Annotated in this window: 14 protein-coding genes and 1 pseudogene; 4 read left to right on the top strand and 11 right to left on the bottom strand. The window is 67.7% G+C overall.

Annotated features, from left to right (window positions below; genetic code table 11):
* Positions 1-89: 89 nt before the first annotated feature.
* The 3 genes from C662_RS18855 to C662_RS18845 all read right to left on the bottom strand — a co-directional run bounded on the left by C662_RS18855 (position 90) and on the right by C662_RS18845 (position 3,769).
* Complete coding sequence (locus C662_RS18855; protein ID WP_002933397.1) at positions 90-1,625, bottom strand: cryptochrome/photolyase family protein; 1,536 nt, start codon at positions 1,623-1,625, stop codon at positions 90-92.
* A 165-nt stretch (positions 1,626-1,790) separates the two neighbouring features.
* Positions 1,791-2,006 (bottom strand): hypothetical protein, encoded by a 216-nt coding sequence (locus C662_RS18850; RefSeq protein ID WP_002933396.1) that lies wholly within the window; start codon positions 2,004-2,006, stop codon positions 1,791-1,793.
* Positions 2,007-2,083: 77 nt separating this feature from the next.
* A complete protein-coding gene (locus C662_RS18845; protein ID WP_002933394.1) occupies positions 2,084-3,769 on the bottom strand; it encodes a PHA/PHB synthase family protein in 1,686 nt (561 codons plus the stop codon).
* Between the two features lie 291 nt (positions 3,770-4,060).
* On the opposite strand from C662_RS18845, the gene C662_RS18840 reads away from it, so the two are divergent.
* The 3 genes and pseudogenes from C662_RS18840 to C662_RS20600 all read left to right on the top strand — a co-directional run bounded on the left by C662_RS18840 (position 4,061) and on the right by C662_RS20600 (position 7,624).
* Positions 4,061-5,989 (top strand): DUF47 family protein, encoded by a 1,929-nt coding sequence (locus C662_RS18840; protein ID WP_002933393.1) that lies wholly within the window; start codon positions 4,061-4,063, stop codon positions 5,987-5,989.
* Positions 5,986-6,789, top strand: a pseudogene (locus C662_RS20605) (PEP/pyruvate-binding domain-containing protein); the annotation flags it as partial. The gene C662_RS18840 and the pseudogene C662_RS20605, both read left to right, overlap by 4 nt.
* Before the next feature lie 124 nt (positions 6,790-6,913).
* Positions 6,914-7,624: a PEP-utilizing enzyme gene (locus C662_RS20600; RefSeq protein ID WP_232433318.1), complete on the top strand. Its 711-nt coding sequence runs from the start codon at positions 6,914-6,916 to the stop codon at positions 7,622-7,624.
* Between the two features lie 37 nt (positions 7,625-7,661).
* Here the strand turns inward: C662_RS20600 and C662_RS18830 are convergent, their stop codons facing one another.
* From C662_RS18830 to cysT, 5 genes are all read right to left on the bottom strand, one after another.
* Positions 7,662-8,162: a hypothetical protein gene (locus tag C662_RS18830; RefSeq protein ID WP_002933391.1), complete on the bottom strand. Its 501-nt coding sequence runs from the start codon at positions 8,160-8,162 to the stop codon at positions 7,662-7,664.
* Positions 8,163-8,327: 165 nt separating this feature from the next.
* On the bottom strand, positions 8,328-9,257 hold the full coding sequence (locus tag C662_RS18825) for a CysB family HTH-type transcriptional regulator (RefSeq protein ID WP_002933389.1): 930 nt from the start codon (positions 9,255-9,257) through the stop codon (positions 8,328-8,330).
* Positions 9,254-10,348 carry a sulfate/molybdate ABC transporter ATP-binding protein gene (locus tag C662_RS18820; protein ID WP_002933387.1) on the bottom strand — a complete coding sequence of 365 codons (1,095 nt, stop codon included), beginning with the start codon at positions 10,346-10,348 and terminating at the stop codon, positions 9,254-9,256. Before C662_RS18820 ends, C662_RS18825 begins: the two co-directional genes overlap by 4 nt.
* Positions 10,345-11,253 (bottom strand): sulfate ABC transporter permease subunit CysW, encoded by a 909-nt coding sequence (gene cysW, locus C662_RS18815; RefSeq protein ID WP_002933385.1) that lies wholly within the window; start codon positions 11,251-11,253, stop codon positions 10,345-10,347. The genes C662_RS18820 and cysW overlap by 4 nt, the downstream gene beginning before the upstream one ends.
* A 1-nt stretch (position 11,254) precedes the next feature.
* Positions 11,255-12,142 carry a sulfate ABC transporter permease subunit CysT gene (gene cysT, locus C662_RS18810; RefSeq protein WP_051018604.1) on the bottom strand — a complete coding sequence of 296 codons (888 nt, stop codon included), beginning with the start codon at positions 12,140-12,142 and terminating at the stop codon, positions 11,255-11,257.
* 137 nt (positions 12,143-12,279) lie between these two features.
* Here cysT and C662_RS18805 point away from each other — a divergent pair, with 137 nt between their 5' ends.
* Positions 12,280-12,540, top strand: a complete 261-nt coding sequence (locus C662_RS18805; protein WP_002933380.1) for a hypothetical protein — start codon at positions 12,280-12,282, stop codon at positions 12,538-12,540.
* A gap of 24 nt (positions 12,541-12,564) precedes the next feature.
* On the opposite strand, the gene C662_RS18800 is transcribed toward C662_RS18805, so the two are convergent.
* The 3 genes from C662_RS18800 to C662_RS18790 all read right to left on the bottom strand — a co-directional run bounded on the left by C662_RS18800 (position 12,565) and on the right by C662_RS18790 (position 15,439).
* Entirely contained in the window at positions 12,565-13,845 is a 1,281-nt protein-coding gene (locus C662_RS18800; RefSeq protein WP_002933376.1) for an O-acetylhomoserine aminocarboxypropyltransferase/cysteine synthase family protein, read from the bottom strand.
* A gap of 23 nt (positions 13,846-13,868) precedes the next feature.
* Entirely contained in the window at positions 13,869-14,327 is a 459-nt protein-coding gene (locus C662_RS18795; protein ID WP_002933373.1) for a CoA-binding protein, read from the bottom strand.
* A 95-nt stretch (positions 14,328-14,422) separates the two neighbouring features.
* On the bottom strand, positions 14,423-15,439 hold the full coding sequence (locus tag C662_RS18790; RefSeq protein ID WP_002933369.1) for a sulfate ABC transporter substrate-binding protein: 1,017 nt from the start codon (positions 15,437-15,439) through the stop codon (positions 14,423-14,425).
* Between the last annotated feature and the right edge of the window lie 286 nt (positions 15,440-15,725).

The following is a 15,725-nucleotide window of genomic DNA, read 5'->3' as shown; positions in this document are numbered from 1 at the left end:
GGCTCGCGCCGCTCCTGCAGGAGGGCACCGCGGCGTCCGTTCCCGCCGTAGGAGCGGCGGCAGCCGCGAGGGGTTGAAGGCGACCGGCGTCAGAGCGCATCCAGTTTGCCCAGATAGTCCATCGCCTGCGCCAGCGTTGCGGCGCGCTCGCCTTCGTCCATCTTCGCCCACGCCTTGTAAGGCATCGCCATGCGCGGGTTGCGTGCGAAGCGGGCCTCGTGGCGCAGCAGGAAATCCCAGTACAGGCTGTTGAAGGGGCAGGCGGGTCTGCCGCTGGCGCCGTGGCGGCGCTTGGGGTCGTAGGTGCAGGTCTTGCAGTAGTCGGACTGCTTGCCGATATAGCTCGCCGCGCCAGCGTAGGGCTTGCTGGCGATCACGCCGCCGTCGGCGAACTGGCTCATGCCGCGGGTGTTGGGCATCTCCACCCATTCGAAGGCGTCGGTGTAGATGCCGAGGTACCAGGCGTCGACCTCGTCCGGATCGCAGCCGGCGAGCAGGGCGAAGTTGCCGGTGATCATCAGGCGCTGGATGTGGTGGGCGTAGGCGCTATCGAGTGATTGCGAAACCGCGTGGTGCAGGCAGTTCATCTTCGTCTCGCCGGTCCAGTACCAGGCTGGCAGCGGCCGATGCGCGTCGAGCGCGTTGCCCTGCGCGTAGCTCGGCATGCGCGCCCAATACACCCCACGGATGAATTCGCGCCAGCCCAGGATCTGGCGCACGAAGCCTTCGCAACTCGCGAGTTCGACCTTGGCAAGCTGCCAGGCAGCGACCGCCGCATCGATGACTTCGCGCGGGTGCAGCAGTTTCACGTTGAGTGCGAACGACAAGCCAGAGTGGAACAGCGTGGTCGAGCGCGTGCTCATCGCGTCCTGATAAGGCCCGAACCAGGGCAGGGCGTGTTCGATGAAACGCGCCAGGCCGGCGCGCGCCTCGCGCCGGGTCAGCGGCCAGCGTACCCGCCCGGCGTGCGGCGCACCGATGGTCTCCACGCCGGCGGCGGTGATCTCGCCCCACAGCGCCGTCAGGTCATGACCGGCCCAGGGCCATTCGGGCGCGGGCGGATCGCCGGGCCATTTCTCGCGGTTCTGCGCGTCGAAGTTCCATACTCCGCCCACAGGGCTGTCCTCGGCGTCGAGCAGGATGCGGTGGCGGCGACGCATGTCGCGGTAGAAGAACTCCATGCGCGGCACCTTGGCGGTGAAGCGCCGGGCGAGTTCGGCGCGCTCGGCGAGGAAGTGCTCGCTGCTGAACACCTCATGCGGCAGGGCAAGCGCCTGTGCGGACTCGTCCAGCAGCCCTTCCACTCGCCATTCGTCGGCCTCCATGCGCTCGAAGCGGGTTGCTCCGCATTCGCCTGCTACCAAGGCGAGGTTGGCAGCGAAGGACTGGCGGTTGTCGGTGTCGCCGATCTTCAGGTAGCGCACGCGGTGCCCGGCGGCCTGCAGTGCGGCCGCGAAGGCACGCATCGCGGCGAAGATTGCCAGCACCTTCTGCGCGTGTTGGCGCACGTAGTCGGTCTCGCTGCGCACCTCCATCATCACGTACAGCACGTCTGGACGCGGGCTGCGGAACCAGGAGTGGGCGGCGTTGAGCTGGTCGCCGAGGATGAGGCGGAGGGTGGTCATGTCTGCGTGCGCGTGGTGGGAGGGGGCGCAGACAGAGACGCATACGCGCGTGATGAGTTCGCTGTGGGTGGCGCGTAATGGTGATTCCGCAGCCAAGAAGCAGAGACGTGCGGCCCGCGGAAGCGCTTGGTGCGGCCCTTCCTTGCGTCAGGGCCGGGTTTCAGATCAGTTGCCGGCCTTCGAACGCAGCACGGCGAGGTTTCTTTGCCAGGCGGCCAGCGCATCCTGGTCGTCAACCAGGGCGGCAACGCCGTTCCTGTGCTGTGCCGATGCGCCAGCGCGGGATTCGGAGAAGTTGGCAGGGGCGCTCCCGGCGGGGCTGCGAGCGGCAAGCAGCGCGTTGCCGGTGTCTTGCGGGCGAGGCATGGTAGGGACGTTCATGATGGTTTCTCCTGGTGACATCAAAAAATAGTGCGGTGGCGGGACGCATGCCCTGCATGCGCTGAGACGATGCGTCCTCATGCCTCCAATACGTAGGAACCTGGGGCGTCGCCAAGGCTGGGGTAGCGCTCGTTGCTGGCGGGCCGTGCGTCTACGAGCTCGCCGGCGCGCGGCTTGAGCCACTGCATCCAGTCCTCCCACCAACTTCCGGCCTGCGCCTCGGTGCGGTCGCGCCACTGCAGCGGCTTGTCGGCGCGGTGCGCCGTGTCGGCCCAGTAGCGGCGCTTGGGAGGGCGTGCGGGAGGGTTGACGATTCCCAGGATGTGGCCCGAGCTCGACAGTACGAAGCGCTTCTCCGCCGCAATGTGGTGGACGGTGCGGAAGGTCTGCTGCCAGGGCGCGATGTGGTCGTCCTCGGCGGCGACTGCGTAGAGTGGCTGGCGGATCGCGTGCAGGTCGATCGTTTCGCCGGCCACGTTGAGGGCGCCGGGCTCGATCAGGCGGTTGTGCAGGTAGAGCTCGCGCAGATACCAGCTGTGCATGGCCTGAGGCATGCGCGTGGTGTCCATGTTCCAGAACAGGACGTCGAAGGGGGCGGGCGATTCGCCGTAGAGCCAGCCATGCACCACGTAGTGCCACACGAGGCTGTTCGAACGCAGCAGGCGGAATGAGGCGGCCATGTCGCGGCCGTCGAGGTAGCCCTTGCGCGCCATCTGCGCCGACAGGTGGGCGATGCTGCCTTCATCGATGAAGACCTCGATGTCGCCCGGCTTGTGGAAGTCGACCAGGGTGGTGAACAGCGTCCAGTCGCGCACCGGTATGGCGTCCTCGGCGTAGTGCCTCGCCGCCCACGCCATGTAGATCGCCAGCGCGGTGCCGCCGATGCAGTAGCCTGCGGCATGCACCCGCTCGGCGGCGGTGAAGTCGCGTGCAACGCGCACGATCGCGTCCACGCCGTCGCAGATGTAGTCGTCGAAGCGGGTGCCGCGCATCGACTCGTCGGGGTTCTTCCAGCTCGTGATGAAGACGTCCAGGCCTTGGTCCAGCAGGAAGCGCACCATGCTCTTCTTCGGAGTGAGGTCGAGCACGTAGAACTTGTTGATCCAGGGGGTGACGATCACTACCGGCTCGGCATGGACCTGGGGCCGGGTGGGCGCGTAGTGGATGACCTCGAGCAGGTGGTTGCGGAAAACCACTGCGCCGGGCGTGGTTGCAAGGTTTCCGCCGACCTTGAAGTGGTCGGGGTCGGTCATGCGCACATTGCCGGCGCCGAGGTCCTCCAGCATGTTCTGGAGGCCTTGCCACAGGCTTTCGCCGCGCGTCTCGGCCAAGCGGCGCAGGGCAATCGGGTTGGTCAACAGGTAGTTCGTGGGCGCGACGGCGTTGAGCCACTTGCGCCACCAGAACGCTGCGCGTCGCCGCTCCTTGCCCGACAGGCCCGGCGTTACGTACAGCATGTCCTGCATGTGGTGGGTGAGGGCGAGGTACCACTCCTTGACCAGGTCCCAGGTCGGCGCTTCGGTCCACACCGGATCGGTAAAGCGGGGGTCGTCGGCATGCGGCCTGATGGGGTCCGGGCTCGGCAGCCCGCAGGCGCGCCGGAAGCTGTGCAGTTGCAGGTGCCAGAGGTCGGTCGTGAGTGCGCTCAGGTGTTCTGCCAGTTCCTGCGGGTGCATCAGCCAAGCGAGCTGAGCGTGCAGGATGGGTGCGCTGAGGCCAAAGGGGTCGGCCTGGGCGACGATGCCGTCGTTGAACACAAGCAAGCGGCGGTACAGGGCCTTGCCGTCCGGGACGGTCCTGTGCGCTGCCGGTGGACGATCGCTGCGACGCCTCCCGGGGGGAGTCGCGCGGGTAACGGGCCTCGGCGTCGCCATGTCAATCGCTTCCTGCGAAGTTTGGCTGCAAGTGTGCGCCACGACCTTGACATGGTTATTTCAGTTTCGTGAATTTTCGTTGGCCGGCGCGATCGCGTACGTCACTGCGCGCAGTCGGTTGCCTGTTACCTGCCTGTCACATTCACCGCCGAGAATCCCGGTAGATATCGGGGGTGTGCCATGGAGAAACTCGAAGCAGTCGCCAGTCTTGGGCAGACGGAGCTGCTCAGGCCGGCTCGGGTGCGGGCTGCGCTGGCGGCGAACGACCGGCTCAAGCTCTACCTGAGCCTGCTGCAGGCGGCCCAGCAGCGCGCGTCCGGCGAGGGTGTCCCGGCGCTCGATCTGTCGCGGGAGTTCGCCGCTGCCGGGCTCAAGGCGGGCTGGCTTGCCGAGTTGCCCGCGAACGCGTTTCGCGAAGGCAAGCTGCTGCATCTGCCCGAGCTGTCCAGGCTGCGCGATTGCCTCGTCGAGGATCTGCAAGTCATGGTGCGCCCGGTCGATGCGGACGAGGCGCTCGTGCAGCGGGTCGAGCACTGGTGCGGATGGCTGGCGCAGCTTGCGCCCGACACCTTGTCGGCGGCGGACCTGCAGGCGCTGACCAGCGGCAAGCGTGGCAAGGACGACAGCCTGCACCTTCTGGTGATGGATCTGCACAAGGCGATCAACCGCCTGGCGGCCGAACTGTCGAGCGAGAACATCGATGGCGCCCACGTCTGGCAGATCGAGGCCGAAGATCGGCCGCGGATCGCCGCGTTCATGCGCGGTCTCAACCAGACGCGCGCGCTCAAGCTGCAGCATCCCGGTCTCGACACCGCCGCCACGCGCGATGGCGACCGCCTGCTGCTGCAGAACGACATCGGTACCAACGATGCACATGTGCTGGTGATACAGGTCGAGGGGCTGGAGGTCAGCCTGACCTATTCCGACCTCCATAGCCGCCGTTTCGCGTTCTTCCAGTCGCTGCTGTGCGAGGTGGGCGCGAGCTGGGGCGAGGCCCAGGCGCGCACTCGCGCGGGGCTGAACGCCGGCGCTGCCTACTATGTCGGCACCGCACGCTTCAGCTGCAGCGACGAGATGAGCCTGTGGAAGACGCTGGAAGGCATCGGCGCACGCATCGTCTTCCTGATCGACTGGAACCGTGCGCGCAAGCGCCTCGAGCAGTTCGTTGGCAAGGGCGATGCGGTAGCCATCCTGGCCGAGTCGGCGCGCCGCCGGGTCGGCCACATGGCCTGGCTCGAGGCCGGCGGCGAGCGGCTCATCTTCGGGGCGATGCAGGCCCTCGGTCCCGACTACTTCCGCATCGGCGACCGTCTCGATGTGGTCATGGGCACCGAGCGTGCGCGCGGCTTCGTGCTCGACGTGATGGCGCTGGCGTCGGCGGCCGCGCAGCAGCACCAGCCGCTCGCCCTCGTGGCCGACGATGCCCGCTTGCTGCTCGCACGCTACCTGCACCGCCATGACGAATTCGACCTGCTCGCCGAGCATGCGGCCTACTGCCATGCGATGGCCGAAGGCCTGCGCGACGGCCTCGCCCACGGCTACGAGCGCGACCGCAAGGCTGCACGCGTGTTTGCCGAACGCGCCAAGGACTGGGAGCGCGCTGCGGACCAGCTCGTCATGGATGCACGTGCGCGTGCCGAGGCGCGGCCGCGCTGGCAGGCCTTCGCCGAGGTGGTGGAGACGGCTGACGACGTCGCCGATGCCCTTGAGGAGGCCGCCTTCCTGCTGTCCCTGATTGCCTCCGATCACCACCGCGGCTGGCGTGGCGAAGTGCACCAGTCCATGCAACTGCTTGCCGATGCGGTACTCACCGCTGCACAGGACCATGTGCGGGCGCTCGAGATTGCCCGCACCCTGGGCGAGCGCAGCAGCGCCGAGGACCATGAAGAGTTCGTCGCCGCGCTCTGGCGCGTGCTCAATGCCGAGCGTCAGTGCGACGTGCTGCTCAGGGACGTGCGGCGTGCCCTCGCCGAGCACGTGAGCGATGCCGCCACCCTCAACCTGAGTACCGATTTTGCGCAGGCGCTCGAGGCTGCGACCGACTGGCTGCTCGCCACCGGCTACGGCGTGCGCCGGCTTGCCTTCAGCCGCGTGCGGGTGGGCGAATGAGCGCCGGGACCGACCACCTGCACGCCCGTGTCGTGCTGCTCATCCAGGGCGATGAGCCCCTTCCGAAGCACAGCGGGCCCGAGGTCCTCGGTGCCAAGGCCTGGAACCTGGCGCGCATGGCGGCGCTCGGCATGCCGGTGCCGCCGGCCTTCGTGATCGGCACCGGCTGGTGCGCCGACCCGGCTGCGCTCGGTGAATGGCATTGGCGCCCGGCCCTGGAGACGCTGGAAAAGCACTGTGGGCTGCGCCTGGGCGATGCTCGCCATCCGTTGCTGTTGTCGGTGCGCTCGGGGGCGCCGGCATCGATGCCCGGCATGATGGAAACCCTGCTCAACATCGGTCTGACCGAGTCGACCCTGTCCGGCTTCGTGCGTGTGACGGGTCATCCGCGCCTGGCCTGGGATGCCTACCGGCGACTTATCGCAGGCTATGGCGAGGTCGTTGCCGGCATCGATTCCGCGCACTTCGAGGCCGACCTTGACGCTGTGCGCGGCGAACTTGACGAGCGCCTGCTCGATTTCGCCGCGCTGCGCGCGCTTGCCGGCCGCCATCTCGAAACCTATCGCAGAGAGGCTGGCGAGGCCTTTCCGCAGGATGCGCACGCACAGCTCAGGCAGGCGATTGCAGCCGTGTTCGCCTCCTGGCGCAGCGACAAGGCGCGCACCTACCGTGACCTGCACGGTCTGGACCATGGCATGGGCACCGCAGTGACGGTGCAGCGCATGGTGTTCGGCAATGCCGGCGGCCTGTCCGGGGCAGGCGTCGGCTTCACGCGTGACCCGAGCAGCGGTGAGCCGCAGCCCTGGGTCGACTTCCTCTTCAACGCGCAGGGTGAGGACGTGGTCAGCGGCCGCCGCAGTGCGCTCGGTCACGGCGAGCTTGCGAGCGTCGCGCCCTCGATCTGGGAGGATCTGGGAGGATCTGGTGGGCATCTGCGGTCGGCTCGAGCAGGCCTTCGGCGACATGCAGGACTTCGAATTCACGGTGCAGGACGGGCGACTCTTCCTGCTCCAGGCGCGTGCCGGCAAGCGCACTGCGCTGGCTGCCGCGCGCATCGCGCTCGACCTCCTCGACGAGGGGGTGATCGACGCCGCAACCGCGCGCGAGCGCACCTATGGGCTGGATGCCCGGGCGCTCGTGCAGCGGCGGCTGGCAGCGATCGATGGCGGCGGGCCCGAGCCGCTCGCACAAGCCTCAAGCGCGTCGAGCGGGATCGCCAGCGGCGAGATCGTCCTCGACGAAACGCGTGCCCGCGCCCGCCGTGCCGCAGGTGCGCGCGTGATCCTGGTACGGCAAGATGCCGAGACGCGCGACATCGCGGCGCTGGACCTCGCCGAGGGGCTGCTGACCCACCGTGGTGCGCGCACTTCGCACGCTGCGGTGGTCGCGCGCCAGCTCGGCAAGGTTTGCCTGGTCGGCTGCGAGGCGCTGCAGATCGACGCAGCGGAGCGGGTCGTGCGCATCGGTGGGCGGGCTCTTGCGGAAGGCGAACTGCTCACCCTCGATGGCAATCAGGGTGTCGTCCATGCCGGGGAGGTGGCGGTCGTCGAGAGCGTGCCGGAGGCGCTGATTGCGCGCCTGGAAGTGCTCCACCGCAGTGCTCAAGAGCAGCCGGATGCCAGCCTCGCGCGCTGAGTGGCCGCGGCATCGGCCCGTCAGTGGGCGGCGGGCTTCAGGGCAGGAAGTGCCCGATGCGGTCGAGTTCGCGCTGAAGCCGTTCGGGGTCGCCGGCGCGGCTGCCTTCGAGCAGCGGCATGGAGCGTTCGATGCGGGCACGCAGGATGTGATAGACGTCGAGCAGTTCCGACGTCGGATCATGCGGCAGCAAATGACGCTGCAGCGGGTCGTGCACCGGCCAGTGGGCGCGCAGCGCGCTCGAGTCGCAGTAGGGGCATGGCCCCTCGCAGCGCGACTCGCAGACGCTGACCACCAGCATCGGGGCGTCACCGGTCGCGGCGTGCGGGAGCGACGACAGCGGAAGAGCGTCGGGAGGCGAGTCGCCGGCAGCGATGCCCTGGCCGCGCAGGAGTTCGAGCGCCTCGCGTGCCGGCGGCCCGGGGGCGTCGCAGCTTGCGCGGCCTGCCTTGCAGCCGGCGCGGGACACGTGGTTGAAGATGGCTTCGGCGAGCAAGGCGCGACAGTCCTTGCCCTTGCCCACAAAGAGTACCTGCATGGCGCTTCCTCGCGGCTTGGCTATGGGCGCAGGAGGCCGGGCAGGGAGGCGGGTACGGCGGTTGCCGGCCACCCGGACGCCTGATGCCGTCGAGGTCGGTCCTCGACCCGTGGAGTGTGCGCCGGTCGTGTTACCGCTTGATGACGGCCGGGATGGACGCCAGTGCTACTTGCTCACCGCCCCGACCGCATGCGACACCACCGCCTCGCTCAGTTCCGGCGCACACAGCTCGATGAAGCGGTAGGCGAAACCGCGCAGGTAGTGACCGCGCCGTACCGCAATGCGGGTGACGTTGCCGGCGAACAGGGCGTCGCTGTCGAGCATGCGCAGCCCCGGGTCGCGCTCCGGGCTGAAGGCCATCGAGGCCAGGATGCCGACGCCAAGGCCGAGCTCGACGTAGGTCTTGATGACGTCGGCGTCGAGCGCGGACATCACCACCGCCGGCTTCAGGCCCGCGGCAGCGAAGGTCTTGTCGATGCGGGTGCGCCCGGTGAAGCCTTCGTGGTAGGTGATGACCGGATGCTCGGCGATGGCTTTGAGCGTCAGCGGCTGGACCGCCTCGAGTGGGTGGCCGGCGGGCACCACCACGGCGTGCTGCCAGCTGTAATAGGGGAATGAGGCCAGTTCGGGCACGTCGGCCAGCGCCTCGGTGGCGACACCGATGTCGGCCTCGCCGTCGAGCAGCATCTGCACGATCTCGCCCGGGCTGCCCTGGTGCAGCTTCAGGTGCACCTTGGGGAAGGCTCGCGTGAAGGCCGCCACGACCGTGGGCAGCGCGTAGCGCGCCTGGGTGTGGGTGGTGGCGACGGTGAGCTGGCCCTGGTCGGCGTTGCTGTACTGCTCGGCCAGGCGCTTGATGTTGGCGGCATCGAGCAGCATGCGCTCGACCATCACCACCAGCTCCTTGCCCGGCTCGGTGAGGCCGAGCAGGCGCTTGCCCTTGCGCGTGAACAGCTCGACGCCGAGCTCGTCCTCGAGGTCCTTGATGTGCTTGGAGACGCCCGACTGCGAGGTGAACAGGGCGTTTGCCACCTCGGTCAGGTTGAACCCGCGCCTCACCGTCTCGCGGATGATGCGCAACTGCTGGAAGTTCATCGTGCGGCTCCCGCGGCGGCGGTGTGCTGTTGTTCGAAGACGCTGAGGCGCGATGGTAGCAGGCGCACGTGCTGGCCTTCCTGCAGGCCGAGCGCGGCAACCCGCTCGCGCGTGAGCTCGACCTCGAAGTGCTGCCCGGTGGCGCCGTTGATGCCGTCGAGCTCGATGCGGGCGGTCACGCCGAAGGCGAGCACGCGGCTGATGCGGGCGGCGATACCCTGGCCTGCGCCGCCGTCAACGACGATCTCGAGTTCGTGCGGGCGGGCAAAGGCCACCACCTCGGTGCCCTGGTCGAGCGTGCCGACGCCGTGCTGCAGATGCTCGTCGCCCACGCGCAGGCCCTCGCCTTCGACCCGGCCGTGGAAGAAGTTCACCGACCCGAGGAAGCCATACACGAAGGGCGTCGCCGGGTGGCGGTAAACCTCCTCCGGTGTGCCGACCTGCTCGACGCGGCCCTGGTTCATCAGCACCACGCGGTCGGCCACCTCCAGCGCTTCTTCCTGGTCGTGGGTGACGAAGACCGAGGTGATGTGCAGCTCGTCGTGCAGCTTGCGCAGCCAGCGCCGCAGCTCCTTGCGCACCTTGGCGTCGAGCGCGCCGAAGGGCTCGTCGAGCAGCAGCACGCGCGGCTCCACCGCCAGCGCACGGGCGAGTGCGATGCGCTGGCGCTGGCCACCGGAGAGCTGCGACGGGAAGCGGTCGGCCAGCCAGTCGAGCTGCACCAGGTTGAGCAGATCGTGCACCTTGGCCCGGATCTGCTTCTCGGACGGGCGCTGGCCGCGCGGCTTCATGCGCATGCCGAAGGCAACGTTGTCGAACACCGTCATGTGACGGAACAGCGCGTAATGCTGGAACACGAAGCCGACCTGGCGGTCACGCACATGGGTGCCGGAGGCGTCGTCGCCGTCGAGCAGCACCTGGCCGGCGTCGGCCGATTCGAGTCCGGCAATGATGCGCAGCAGCGTGGTCTTGCCGCAGCCCGAGGGACCGAGCAGGGCGACGAGCTGGCCGGTGGGGAAGTCGAGCGAGATGTCGTCGAGGGCGATGAAGCTGCCGAAGCGCTTGTCGATGTTGCGTACCTGGATGCTCATGATGCGTCGTCCTGTGAAAGGCGGTGGGCTGCGGCGGCGCGGTGCTCGACCCAGGTCTTGAGGGCGAGGGTCACCAGGGCCAGCAGGGCCAGCAGCGAGGCCACCGCGAAGGCGGCCGCGAACTGGTATTCGTTGTAGAGGATCTCGACATGCAGCGGCAGCGTGTTGGTGAGGCCGCGGATGTGGCCGGAGACCACCGACACGGCACCGAACTCGCCCATCGCGCGGGCGTTGGTCAGGATCACGCCGTATAGCAGTCCCCACTTGATGTTGGGCAGGGTCACATGCCAGAAGGCTTGCAGGCCGCTTGCGCCGAGCACGATCGCCGCCTCCTCTTCCTCCTTGCCCTGCGCCTGCATCAGCGGGATGAGCTCGCGGGCGATGAAGGGGAAGGTCACGAACACGGTGGCGAGCACGATCCCCGGCACGGCGAAGATGATCTTGATGTCATGCTCGGACAGCCATGGGCCGAACCAGCCCTGGGCGCCGAACACGAGCACGTAGATCAGGCCGGCGATCACCGGCGACACCGAGAAGGGCAGGTCGATCAGGGTGATCAGGAAGTGCTTGCCGCGGAACTCGAACTTGGCGATCGCCCACGCCGCGCACACGCCGAACACCAGGTTCAGCGGCACGGCGATCGCCGCGGCCAGCAGCGTCAGGCGCAGGGCCGACAGCGCGTCCGGGTCGACCAGCGCGCTGACATAGGTCTCCCAGCCCTTGCGCAGGGCCTCGACGAAGACCGCGATCAGCGGCATCAGCAGGAAGATCGCGAAGAAACTCAGCGCCGTGCCCAGGATCAGCCATTTCACCAAGGGCGTTTCGCGCGTTGCCGCGCGCGCCTCGAAGCGGGTCTGGCCGGCGTGGACGCCCGCGCCGATGCGAAGTGTGGTTGCGCCAGCCATGTCAGCGGTCCCTCCCGGTGCGAGGTTTGGGAACTGAGGCGGTCCATGCCTGCAGGCCGTTGATGGCGAGCAGCAGGATGAAGGACAGGATCAGCATCACGGTGGCGATCGCCGTGGCGCCGGTGTAGTCGTACTGCTCGAGCTTGGTGATGATCATCAGTGGCGTGATCTCGGACACCATCGGGATGTTGCCGGCGATGAAGATCACCGAGCCGTACTCGCCGACGGCACGGGCGAAGGCGAGCGCGAAGCCGGTCAGCAGCGCGGGGAACAGGATCGGCATGATGACGTGGCGGAAGGTCTGCCAGCGCTGCGCGCCGAGGCTCGCCGAGGCTTCCTCGAGTTCGGTGTCCAGGTCCTCGAGGATCGGCTGCACCGTGCGCACCACGAAGGGCAGGCCGATGAACACCAGCGCCACCAGCACGCCCAGCGGCTTGAACGCGACCTGGATGCCGAGCGGCTCGAGGAACTGGCCGAACCAGCCGTTCTTGGCGTACAGCGCGGTCAGCGAGATGCCGGCCACCGCGGTGGGCAGTGCGAAGGGCAGGTCAACCAGGGCGTCGATCAGCTTCTTGCCGGGGAAGGAGTAGCGCACCAGCGCCCATGCCAGCAACAGGCCGAACACCGCGTTGATCGCCGCTGCCGCGAGCGACATGCCGAAGGACAGCTTGTAGGACGCCACCACCCGCGGCGAGGTGACGACCTCCCAGAATTCGGCGAACGTCAGCTCGGCTGTCTTCAGGAACACCGCGGCGAGCGGGATCAATACGAGCAGCGACAGGTAGCCGAGCGTGTAGCCCAGCGTCAGCTTGAAGCCCGGCAGCACGCGGAAGGGCGGGGCCGCAGATCTTGCGGGCTGGAAAGGCAGGGAGGGGGCAGCGGTGCTCATGATGGAAGCCTGTACTCGGGGATGCGATCGAGTTTAGGCGTCCGGGGTATTGCCGAAAAACAATAAAAACAGCGTTGCTTATGCGATTTCCTGCTAACGGATCCCTACAATGGCGGCGCAATCAAGACGAGGATCGCATGTCGGACTTCACCGGAAATTTCCTGCTGGCGCTGCTGCTGGTCGTGCTGGTGCGCTTTCTCTATGCCGTGTGCGCGATGCTGGTGCGCACCCGCGACGGCGGCAACATCGCCTTCGCCATCGCCCTGCCCGCGGCGCTGCTCTACATCGTGGTGCGCAATCCGGTACCGGTGAGCAGTTGGGCGGGGCTGGCGGCGGGCGTGATCCTGGGCGTGGGCTTGCTGCTGGCCGATGCGTTCCGGAGGCGGCGTCGGAGCTGAAGAGGCCCGGGGGCGCAGGCTTCCTCAGGTCTTCGATAGTGCCTGGTCGATGTCCCACAGGATGTCGTCCAGCGTCTCCAGGCCAACGGACAGGCGGATCAGGTCGGGTGGCACGCCGGCGGCCACCTGCTGCTCTTCGGAGAGCTGGCGGTGCGTGGTGGAGGCGGGGTGGATGACCAGGGTCTTGGCGTCGCCGATGTTGGCCAGATGGGACAGGAACTCCACCGAGTCGATGAACTTCTGCCCGGCGGCCGCACCCCCCTTGATGCCGAAGCTGAGTACCGCACCGGCACCGCGGGGCAGGTACTTCTGTGCCAGGGCGTGGTAGCGGCTGCTCTCCAGCCCGGGGTAGTTGACCCAGGCCACCTTGGGGTGCGACTCGAGGTGGCGGGCCACGGCGAGCGCGCTGCTGCAGTGGCGGTCCATGCGTAGCGGCAGGGTTTCCAGGCCTTGCAGGAGCTGGAAGGCGTTGAACGGCGACAGCACCGGGCCGAAGGTGCGCATGCCCTCCATGCGGCATTTCATGGTGAAGCCGAAATCGCCGAAGGTCTCGAAGAAGCGCACGCCGTGGTAGCCCGGCGAGGGCTCGGTCATGGTCGGGAAGCGGCCGTTGTCCCAGGGGAACTTGCCCGACTCGACGATCACCCCGCCCATCGTCGTGCCGTGGCCACCGATGAACTTGGTCGCCGAATGCACGCTGATGGCCGCACCCCACTCGAAGGGGCGGCACAGGTAGGGGCTGGCGAAGGTGTTGTCGATGAACAGCGGCAGGCCGGCGGCGTTGGCGATCTGCGCCACGGCCTCCAGGTCGAGCACGTTGAGCGAGGGGTTGCCCAGCGTCTCGGCGTAGATCGCCTTGGTCTTCGGCGTGATGGCGCGGGCGAAGTTCTCCGGCGTGTCGGGGTCGACGAACACCGTGTCGATGCCCAGCTTGCGGAAATTGACGTCGAGCTGGGTGTGTGTGCCGCCGTACAGCGTGCGCGCAGCGACGATCTCGTCGCCGGCCTCGCAGATGTTGAGCAGCGCGATCATCTGCGCCGCCATGCCGCTGCCGGTGGCTACCGCAGCGCGGCCGCCTTCGAGCGCGGCCATGCGCTCTTCGAACACCGCCACAGTGGGGTTGGAGATGCGCGAGTAGACATTGCCGAAGGTCTGCAGGTTGAACAGGCTGGCCGCCTCCTCGGGGCTGTCGAAGACGTAGGAGGTGGTCTGGTAGATGGGCACGGCGCGGCTACCCGTGGCCGCGTCGGGGATCTGGCCGGCGTGCAGGCACAGGGTATCGAAGCCGAAGTTGCGGTCTGCCATGGTCGGGGTCCTGGAGGGTGAATTCAGTGCGGGCGGCGCGAGGAGATGACCTTGGTGTTGACGCCGAACCAGCCCAGGCCGCCGAACAGGCGGGCGTATTCGATCTTCACGCAGCGGTCCATCACCACGGTGAGGCCTGCGGCCTCGGCCTTCTGCTTCGCTTCCTCGTTGATGACGCCGATCTGCAGCCACAGCGACTTCGCGCCGATGGCGATCGCCTGCTCGGCAATCGGCAGCGCGTCGGCGGACTTGCGGAACACATCCACCATGTCCACCGGCTCGGGGATCGAGGCCAGGTCGGGATAGCACTTTTCGCCGAGGATCTCGGCGTACTTCGGGTTGACCGGGATGATCCGGTAGCCGTGTTCCTGCATGTACTTGGCGGCGAAGTAGGACGGCCGGAACCAGTCGGCCGACAGTCCCACCACGGCGATGGTCCTGGATTCCCGGAGTACCCGGCGCAGGGTCTGGATGTCACTCATGTTCGTACCATTGTGATCGAAGCCGAACGCATGATACCCAGTGTGGCGACGATTGCCGATGTTGCGCGCCGGGCGCTTGTCCGGGCCGTCCTGCCTTACCTGGCGTAGATCTGGTCGAAGGTGCCGCCGTCCGAGAAGTGTTTCTTCTGCGCCGCCTGCCAGCCGCCCAGGTCCTCGATGGTGATGAAGTTCACCTTGGGGAAGCGGGCGACGTGCTCGGGGTCGGCGAGCTCGGGCTTGACCGGACGGTAGTAGTGCTTGGCGGCGAGCTTCTGGCCCACCGGCGAGTACAGGTATTCGAGGTAGGCCTCGGCGACCTTGCGCGTGCCGCGTTTGTCGACGATGGCGTCGACCACGGCGACCGGCGGCTCGGCCAGGATCGACACCGAGGGCACGACGATCTCGAACTTGTCCGGCCCCAGCTCGTTGATCGACAGGAAGGCCTCGTTCTCCCAGGCCAGCAGCACATCGCCCAGGCCGCGCTGGACGAAGCTGTTGGTGGCGCCGCGCGCCGCGGGGTCGAGCACCGGCACGTGCTTGAGCAGCTCGGTCACGTACTCGCGCGCCTTGTCCTCGCTGCCGTACTTCTGCAGCGCGTAGCCCCAGGCCGCCAGATAGTTCCAGCGCGCGCCGCCCGAGGTCTTCGGGTTCGGGGTGATGACCTCGACGCCCGGCTTGATCAGGTCGTCCCAGTCCTGGATGCCTTTGGGGTTGCCCTTGCGCACCAGGAAGACGATGGTCGAGGTGTAGGGCGAGGCATTGTGCGGCAGGCGCTTCTGCCAGTCGGGCGCGAGCTTGCCCGCATGTTCGACGATGGCGTCGATGTCGTAGGCCAGCGCCAGCGTGACCACGTCGGCGTCGAGGCCGTCGATCACCGAGCGCGCCTGCTTGCCCGAGCCGCCGTGCGACTGGCGCACCGTCACCGTCTCGCCGGTCTGGGCCTGCCAGTGCTTGGCAAACTCGGGGTTGAATTCCTGGTAGAGCTCGCGTGTCGGGTCGTAGGACACGTTGAGCAAGGTGGTCTGCGCCTGGGCGCCGCCAACGAGGCCACTGGAAAGGCCGGTGGCAAGTGCGAGGGCGAGCAGGCTGCGTCGGATCGGGCTGAACTTCATGGTCGGGCTCCTTGTTTGGGTGTCGGTGATGGACGAAATCTATCTGTCCGCCCTGGCGACCTGAACCAAGAAAAAACGCATTGCTTATTCAAGTCCGAGCACGCTTGCCTACAGCCCCCCGCCGTGGTTGATCACCCGCGTGGGAGCGGCGCGAGCCGCGAGGGGTTGAAGGCGACGGCGATGGGGTATTGCCCGAGAAGCTCGCGACTTGCGTCGCTCCTACGGTGCGCCGCCGTGGTTGATCACCCGCGTGGGAGCGGCGCGAGCCGCGAGGGGTTGAAGGCGA

Origin of the sequence: Thauera sp. 28, assembly GCF_000310145.2 — a bacterium.
GTDB classification, from domain to species: domain Bacteria; phylum Pseudomonadota; class Gammaproteobacteria; order Burkholderiales; family Rhodocyclaceae; genus Thauera; species Thauera mechernichensis.
The sequence above is the reverse complement of the archived record's forward strand: the minus strand, read 5'-3'. Positions and strand labels throughout refer to the sequence as shown.

Bases quoted from the DNA above. Each gene is read 5' to 3' on its own strand.
- C662_RS18855 (WP_002933397.1), bottom strand. From the start codon at position 1,625: ATGACCACCCTCCGCCTCATCCTCGGCGACCAGCTCAACGCCGCCCAC.
- C662_RS18850 (WP_002933396.1), bottom strand. From the start codon at position 2,006: ATGAACGTCCCTACCATGCCTCGCCCGCAAGACACCGGCAACGCGCTG.
- C662_RS18840 (WP_002933393.1), top strand. From the start codon at position 4,061: ATGGAGAAACTCGAAGCAGTCGCCAGTCTTGGGCAGACGGAGCTGCTC.
- C662_RS18830 (WP_002933391.1), bottom strand. From the start codon at position 8,162: ATGCAGGTACTCTTTGTGGGCAAGGGCAAGGACTGTCGCGCCTTGCTC.
- C662_RS18825 (WP_002933389.1), bottom strand. From the start codon at position 9,257: ATGAACTTCCAGCAGTTGCGCATCATCCGCGAGACGGTGAGGCGCGGG.
- C662_RS18820 (WP_002933387.1), bottom strand. From the start codon at position 10,348: ATGAGCATCCAGGTACGCAACATCGACAAGCGCTTCGGCAGCTTCATC.
- cysW (WP_002933385.1), bottom strand. From the start codon at position 11,253: ATGGCTGGCGCAACCACACTTCGCATCGGCGCGGGCGTCCACGCCGGC.
- cysT (WP_051018604.1), bottom strand. From the start codon at position 12,142: ATGAGCACCGCTGCCCCCTCCCTGCCTTTCCAGCCCGCAAGATCTGCG.
- C662_RS18805 (WP_002933380.1), top strand. From the start codon at position 12,280: ATGTCGGACTTCACCGGAAATTTCCTGCTGGCGCTGCTGCTGGTCGTG.
- C662_RS18800 (WP_002933376.1), bottom strand. From the start codon at position 13,845: ATGGCAGACCGCAACTTCGGCTTCGATACCCTGTGCCTGCACGCCGGC.
- C662_RS18795 (WP_002933373.1), bottom strand. From the start codon at position 14,327: ATGAGTGACATCCAGACCCTGCGCCGGGTACTCCGGGAATCCAGGACC.
- C662_RS18790 (WP_002933369.1), bottom strand. From the start codon at position 15,439: ATGAAGTTCAGCCCGATCCGACGCAGCCTGCTCGCCCTCGCACTTGCC.